The organism is Nocardiopsis trehalosi NBRC 14201, from assembly GCF_001552555.1.
GTDB lineage: Bacteria > Actinomycetota > Actinomycetes > Streptosporangiales > Streptosporangiaceae > Nocardiopsis_B > Nocardiopsis_B trehalosi.
This window is the reverse complement of sequence record NZ_BCRK01000257.1, coordinates 1-6519: the sequence shown is the minus strand read 5'-3', so window position 1 is coordinate 6519 and position 6519 is coordinate 1. Positions and strand designations below refer to the sequence as shown.

6 protein-coding genes are annotated in these 6519 nt (G+C 75.5%); 3 read left to right on the top strand and 3 right to left on the bottom strand.

Going from position 1 to position 6519, the window contains the following annotated elements:
* Positions 1 to 117: 117 nt before the first annotated feature.
* The 3 genes from NT8_RS26500 to NT8_RS26490 all read left to right on the top strand — a co-directional run bounded on the left by NT8_RS26500 (position 118) and on the right by NT8_RS26490 (position 2960).
* On the top strand, positions 118 to 1044 hold the full coding sequence (locus NT8_RS26500; protein ID WP_067975359.1) for an AurF N-oxygenase family protein: 927 nt from the start codon (positions 118 to 120) through the stop codon (positions 1042 to 1044).
* 93 nt (positions 1045 to 1137) lie between these two features.
* Positions 1138 to 2640: a flavin-containing monooxygenase gene (locus NT8_RS26495; protein WP_067975356.1), complete on the top strand. Its 1503-nt coding sequence runs from the start codon at positions 1138 to 1140 to the stop codon at positions 2638 to 2640.
* Positions 2637 to 2960: a DUF4873 domain-containing protein gene (locus tag NT8_RS26490; protein WP_067975353.1), complete on the top strand. Its 324-nt coding sequence runs from the start codon at positions 2637 to 2639 to the stop codon at positions 2958 to 2960. The genes NT8_RS26495 and NT8_RS26490 overlap by 4 nt, the downstream gene beginning before the upstream one ends.
* Before the next feature lie 266 nt (positions 2961 to 3226).
* Here the strand turns inward: NT8_RS26490 and NT8_RS26485 are convergent, their stop codons facing one another.
* From NT8_RS26485 to NT8_RS26475, 3 genes are all read right to left on the bottom strand, one after another.
* A complete protein-coding gene (locus tag NT8_RS26485; protein WP_084469305.1) occupies positions 3227 to 4381 on the bottom strand; it encodes an adenosine deaminase in 1155 nt (384 codons plus the stop codon).
* A gap of 78 nt (positions 4382 to 4459) precedes the next feature.
* The gene (locus NT8_RS26480) at positions 4460 to 5824 is read right to left on the bottom strand and encodes a four-carbon acid sugar kinase family protein (RefSeq protein WP_067975351.1); all 1365 of its coding nucleotides are present in this window, start codon (positions 5822 to 5824) and stop codon (positions 4460 to 4462) included.
* Between the two features lie 72 nt (positions 5825 to 5896).
* A partial coding sequence (locus tag NT8_RS26475; RefSeq protein WP_157515988.1) for an MFS transporter occupies positions 5897 to 6519 on the bottom strand: 623 nt, incomplete at its 5' end.

Genomic DNA, 6519 nt, shown 5'->3' with positions numbered 1-6519 from the left:
GGGACTCCCGGGGATCGACCGAACTTCCCCCCTTGCATCGTGACAATGTCCATTGTAACGTTCGCGGCAGTACGTGTGGAGGAGATCACACCCTTTCGCACCCGAAGGAGACCCCCCATGACCGCTGAGGCGCAGACCCGGACCACCGATCGGGAGGACATCGCCCGGCGGCTGCTCCGCTCGTCGGCCAAGGCGTCCTTCGACCCGCTGGTCGAGATCGACTGGGACGCCCCCGTCAACAAGGACCTGTACGCGATCCGCCCGGAGCGGATCTCCCTCTACGGCACCGAGTTGTGGGACACCCTCACCGAGGAGCAGCGCCGCGAGCTGAGCCGGCAGGAGATCGCCAGCGTCGCCAGCATCGGGATCTGGTTCGAGACCATCCTCATGCAGATGCTCGTCCGGCACGCGTACGACCGCGACCCCACCACCAACCACGTCCAGTACGCCTACACCGAGATCGCCGACGAGTGCCGCCACTCGGTCATGTTCGCCAAGCTGGTCGACAAGCTCGACGCCGGGTTCTACCGGCTCGACCCGGTCACCCAGTTCCTCGGCCGCGTCTTCAAGACGATCTCCAACGGGCCCCTCACCTTCAGCGGCGCGCTGTTCGTCGAGGAGATCCTCGACCAGCTCCAGCGCGAGATCATGGCCGACGAGTCGCTGGAGCCGCTGACCCGCGCCGTCTCCCGCATCCACGTCGTGGAGGAGGCGCGGCACATGCGCTACGCCCGCGAGGAGTTCGCCCGCGACTGGCGGGAGCGGGGCGCGATCGCCAAGGCGTACAGCCGGTTCGTCCTCGGCCTCGTCGTCTACTACTCCGCCACGCGGCTGATCAGCCCCCGCGTCTACGCCCGCGTCGGCCTGGACCCGCGCGCCGCCCGCCGCGCCGCCCGCCGCAACCCCCACTGGATCGACACCAAGACCTGGGCGGCCCGCAAGGTCGTGGCCACCCTCGACAAGGCCGGCGCCATCTCCGGGCCCGGCCGGTACTTCTGGCGCAAGGCCGGACTCCTCGGCCGCCGCGGCGCGCCCGCGGCCTGACAGGCCCCGGCCCGGGGACTCAACGCGCCTGATCCCCGGGCCGGCTCCCCTCCGCGCCTCCCCCACCCGCCACGTGCGAAAGGACCGGTCGACGTGACCGAACAGGACACCGCGCCGCCCCACTTCCGGGTGGCCATCATCGGCACCGGATTCGCGGGCATCGGCACGGCGGTCCGGCTCAAGCAGGCCGGGCTCGACGACCTGGTCGTCCTGGAGCGCGCCGACGACATCGGCGGCACCTGGCGGGACAACACCTACCCCGGCGCCGCCTGCGACGTACCGTCCCACCTCTACTCCTTCTCCTTCGCGCCCAACCCGGCGTGGAGCCGGAGCTTCTCGCCGCAGCCGGAGATCTGGGACTACCTGCGCCGGGTGGCCAAGGACCACGACGTGGTGCGGCACGTCCGGTTCGGGCACGCGGTGACCGCCGCCCACTGGGAGCCCGGCGCCAACCGGTGGCGGATCGAGACCAGCGGCGGCACCGTCACCGCGCAGTTCCTGGTCAGCGGCTGCGGCGGGCTGGCCGACCCGGCGATCCCGAACCTGCCCGGGCTCGGCACCTTCCGCGGCACGGTCTTCCACTCGGCGCGGTGGCGGCACGACCACGACCTCACCGGGCGCCGCGTCGCGGTGGTCGGCACCGGCGCCTCCGCGGTCCAGTTCGTGCCGCGGATCCAGCCGCGGGTCGAGCGGCTGCACCTGTTCCAGCGCACGCCCCCGTGGATCATCCCCCGGCACGACCGCGACCTCACCGGGCCCGAGGGGTGGCTGTACCGGCGGCTGCCGATCGCCCAGCAGATCGCCCGCAAGAGCATCTACTGGGGGCGGGAGAGCTACATCCTCGGGTTCGTGACGAACCCCAGGATCATGAAGGGCGTGGCCGCGCTCGCCCGGTTCAACATGCACCGGCACGTCAAGGACCCCGAGCTGCGCGCCAAGCTCACCCCGTCGTACCTGCCCGGCTGCAAGCGCATCCTGCTGTCCAACGACTACTACCCCGCGCTCACCCGGCCCAATGTGGAGGTCGTCAGCGGGGGCGTGGCCCGGGTGACCCCGGACTCCGTGGTCGCCCCCGACGGCACCGAGCGCGCGGTCGACACCATCATCTTCGGCACCGGGTTCCACGTCACCGACCCGCCCGTCGCCTCGTGGGTGTACGACGCCGAGGGGGTGCCCCTGGCCGAGCGGTGGGGCGAGGACATCGAGGCGCTGCGCGGCACCACCGTCGCCGGATACCCCAACCTCTTCATCCTGTCCGGGCCCAACACCGGCCCCGGCCACACCTCGCAGGTGTTCCTCATCGAGGCGCAGATCGCCTACGTCCTCCAGGCGCTGAAGTACGCGGCGCGCAACCGGGTCGACCGCCTGGAGCCCCGCCGCGAGGCGCAGGCCGCCTACAACGCCATGGTGCGGCGGAAGATGGCCGGCACGGTCTGGGTGACCGGCGGCTGCGACAGCTGGTACCTCAACTCCAAGGGGCGCAACACCACGCTGTGGCCCGGGTTCAGCTGGGAGTTCGCGCTGCGGACCCGCCGCTTCGCCCCGCACGAGTACCACCTGCGCAAGGAGCGCGTGCGCGCGGGGGTGGCCGCGTGAGCGGGATGGGCGACGACGAGGAGGAGTACCGCGGGCCCGCGGTCGTGGTGGTCGGCGGCACCGAGACCGAGGTCGAGGTGCACGTGGCGGGCCACTTCGACCCGCTGACCGGCGCCTACCGGTGGACCGGCCGGATCGCGGCCGACCCCGCGGTGAGCGCGGCCCGCGCCGCCGGCACCACCGCGGTGCGCATCCGCACCCCCGGCGGCCACGAGGGCGAGGGCGTCCTCGGCGACCCCAACCTGTGGGGCGGCCACCCGGTGTCGGGCACCGGCCGCCCGCCCTTCCCCGTCCCGGAGGTGGACCCCACCGAGGACTAGAGACCCGCGGCGGACGGGCGGATCGCATCGAATGGGGACCGTCCGCCCGCCCGCCGCGGCACGCCACCCCCCGTTGTCAGGGACGGGGGGTGCGCGGGCTTTCCGGCCACCGCGGTCCGGTCCGGCCCCGGCGCGCGGGACCGCGCGGGGCGCGCCTCACCTTCCCCGGGCGCGCGCCGCCGCCCCGCGCCCGTCCGCCGACCCGGCGCGGCGGTCCCCGCCCGGTCCGGCCGGGCGGGGGCCGCCCCGTCCGGCGGGCGCGCCGGTCACCAGTCGTCCTCGCGGCGGAAGAACGCGGCGCCCGCGTGGTCGGCGCGCACGGCCGCGTAGCCGGGCTTGATGACCCGTTCGATCAGCGCCAGCCGCTCGTCGTGGCCGATGAACGCCGACTTCATCGCGTTGACCGTGAACCAGCTCAGGGTGTCGAGGCCGTAGCCGAACGCGGCGCACAACCCGGCGAACTCGCGGGTCATGGAGGTGCGGTTGAGCAGCCGGTTGTCGGTGTTGACGGTGACCCGGAACCGCAGCCGGCGCAGCAGGTCGATCGGGTGCTCGGCCAGCGACGGCACCACGCCCGTGTTCACGTTGGCGCTGGGGCACAGCTCCAGCGGGACGCGCTTGTCGCGGACGTAGGCCGCCAGCTCGCCCAGCTTGGCCGTGCGCACCGGGGCGCCGCCCCCGGCCCCCGGGTACTCCTCGGCCACCGCGATGTCGTCGGTGATGCGCACGCCCTGCCCGAGGCGGTCGGCGCCGCACCACTGGATCGCCTCCCAGATGGAGGACAGGCCGAAGCCCTCGCCCGCGTGCAGGGTCAGGTGGAAGTTCGCGCGCTTGATGTACTCGCAGGCGGCGATGTGCCGGGTGGGCGGGTAGCCGGCCTCGGGCCCGGCGATGTCGAAGCCCGCCACCCCCCGGTGCCGGTAGCGCACGGCGAGGTCGGCGATCTCCAGCGAGTCGGCCGCCTGGCGCAGCGCCGTGAGCAGCAGCCGGACGTCGACCGACCGGCCGAACAGCCGGGCGCGCGCGGCGCCCACCCGCAGGCCCTCCAGGACCGCGTCGACCACCTGGGCGCGGGTGAGGCCGCCCCGGGTGTGCTGCTCGGGGGCGATCTTGACCTCGGCGTAGACGACGCCGTCGTGCGCCAGGTCCTCGGCGCACTCGGCGGCGGCCCGGGTCAGCGCGGGGGCGTCCTGGAGCAGGTCGAGCACCGGGGCGAAGCGGCGCAGGTGGTCCTCCGGGGAGGCGGCGGGCGCGGCGAACCAGTCCTGGAGCCGGTCGGGGTCGTCGGCGGGCAGGGCCGCGGCGCCGCGTTCGGCGGCGAGGGCGAGGAGGGTCGCGGGGCGCAGCCCGCCGTCGAGGTGGTCGTGCAGGAGCACCTTGGGCAGCCGCCGGATGGTGTCGTCCGTGGGCACCGCCGTCATCCGCGTCCCCCTCCGCAGTACGTGTGCTGCGGAGTCTAGGTCACCGGGGCCGCGCGCCGGCGGGGGCGGCGGTCCCGTTCAGCCGCGGCGCGCGCCCGGCCCGGGGCGGGCGGCGGGCAGGACGTGCTCGGGCACCTCCGCGCGGACCTGGAGCAGCCGGGCGCGGGCGGCGCGCCGCAGCTTGGCCAGGCACTCCACGGCGGTGGCGTCGTCGCCGACGAGCCCGCCCTTGGTGACGACCGGGACGCCGTCGAGCGGGCCGCCGCCGAGGGTGCCGTGCACGGCGAGGGGGACGACCTCGCCGCCCACCTCGAAGTCGCGCACGCCCAGCGCGTCCAGGACGCAGGAGGTGAGGTCGCCGCCGACGAGGAACAGGCCGTTGGGCAGGGCGTGCGCGCCCGCGCGGGCCTCGACCTCGCGCAGCGCGTCGGCCACGAGCCCGGCGAGGCGGGCGGGCAGGGCGCGCGCGGCCTCGGCGGGCGGGGCGCCGTCGGGGGCGGCCACCCGCACCACCACGACCTCGGGGAACACCGTGGTGGTGAGCCGGTCGACGAGGGCGCGGGCGACGTCGTCGGCGTGCCCGTCGCCGGGGTCGGTGAACCGGGCGGCGTCGAGGTCGACGAAGCGCGCCGGGCCGGTGCGGGCGACCGTGGCGAGCTGGCGCCGGGTGAGTTCGGTGGGGCTGCCCGCGACGGCCAGCAGCGGGCCGGGCGCCTCGGAGCGGCCGCGCAGCCGGAGCGCGTAGGCGAGCTGGGCGCCCATGGGGCCGGGGTCGGCGGCCACCCACACCGTGCCGTCGGCGCGGTGCACGTCGGCGGCGGCGGTGGCGATGTCCTCGATGCGGCGCTCGTCGGCGGCGTCGCACAGCACCACGGGCTCGTCGCCCGCGGTCAGGTCGGCGGCCAGCAGTTCGGCGCTCACCTGGCGGGCGGGGACGTGGCGGACCGCGAGGCCGGTCTGGCGGGCGAGGATGTCGGCGACCCGGCCGGTGTCCATGGGGTGGAAGGGGTCCTCGGCGAGGGCGGTGCGGTCGAGCGGCACGCCGTCGAGGAGCTGGACCCCGTCGACCGTGGTGCGGCCGGACGCGGGGAAGGCGGGCACCAGCAGCGCGCGCACCCGGTACCGGTCGTCCACCCTTTCGCGCACCGCCCGCCAGGCGGCCTCCAGTTCGGCGCCGATGTTGCCGCGCAGGGTGGTGTCGGTGCGCTTGACGACGAGGCCCACCGGCCAGACGGCCTCCACCACGTCGGTGACCAGGTCGGCGGCGAGGTCGGGGGCGGCGTGCCGGCTGTCGAGGTTGGCCACGACGACGTCGCAGTCCTCGACGACCGCGGCCACCCGCTCGGGGGTCACCACCGCCACGCGCATGCCCGCGCGGGCGAAGCGGGCGCCGGTCGCGTTGGCGCCGGTGAGGTCGTCGGCGACGACGAGGACCTGGGCCACGGGGCGACTCCTTCACGCGGGCGGGGCACCGCGGCGCGCGGCGACCGGAGGCGGGCGGTGTGCCTCACTCTCTCATCTCCCGGCGGCGGCCGGGCCGCCCCCGCGCAGCCGCAGGCCGAGCCCCGCGAGGGCGGCGCCCGCGCACAGCGCGGCGACGTAGGCGACGACCGCGCCCCAGCCCCAGCGGTCGTAGCAGACGCCGCCGAGCCAGCCGAACGCGCTCGACCCCAGGTAGTAGCAGAGCGTGTACATGGCGGCGGCCTGGGCCCGCGCCGCCGCCGTGGCGCGGTGGCCGACCCAGGCGTTGGCGGTGGAGTGCGCCGCGAAGAAGAAGAACGTGAACACCACCAGCCCGGCGATCACCGCCGCCAGGGACGGCAGCAGCAGCGCGGCGGCGCTCAGCGCCATCCCGGCCACGCAGCCGAGCAGTACCGGGTGGCGGCCGAGGCGCTCGGTGACCCGCCCGACGGCGGCGGAGCTGACGGTCCCGGCGAGGTAGGCGACGAACAGCAGGGCGGCGGCGGTCTGCGACAGGTCGAACGGGGGGTCGGCCACCCGGAAGCCGAGGTAGTTGTAGACCGTGACGAACGCGCCCATGAGGAGCAGCGCCTGGGCGTAGAGCGCGAGGAGCCCGGGGTCGGCCACCGCCCCGCCGATGCGGTGCGGCAGCCCGGGGCCGCCGGAGCGGCGGGGGG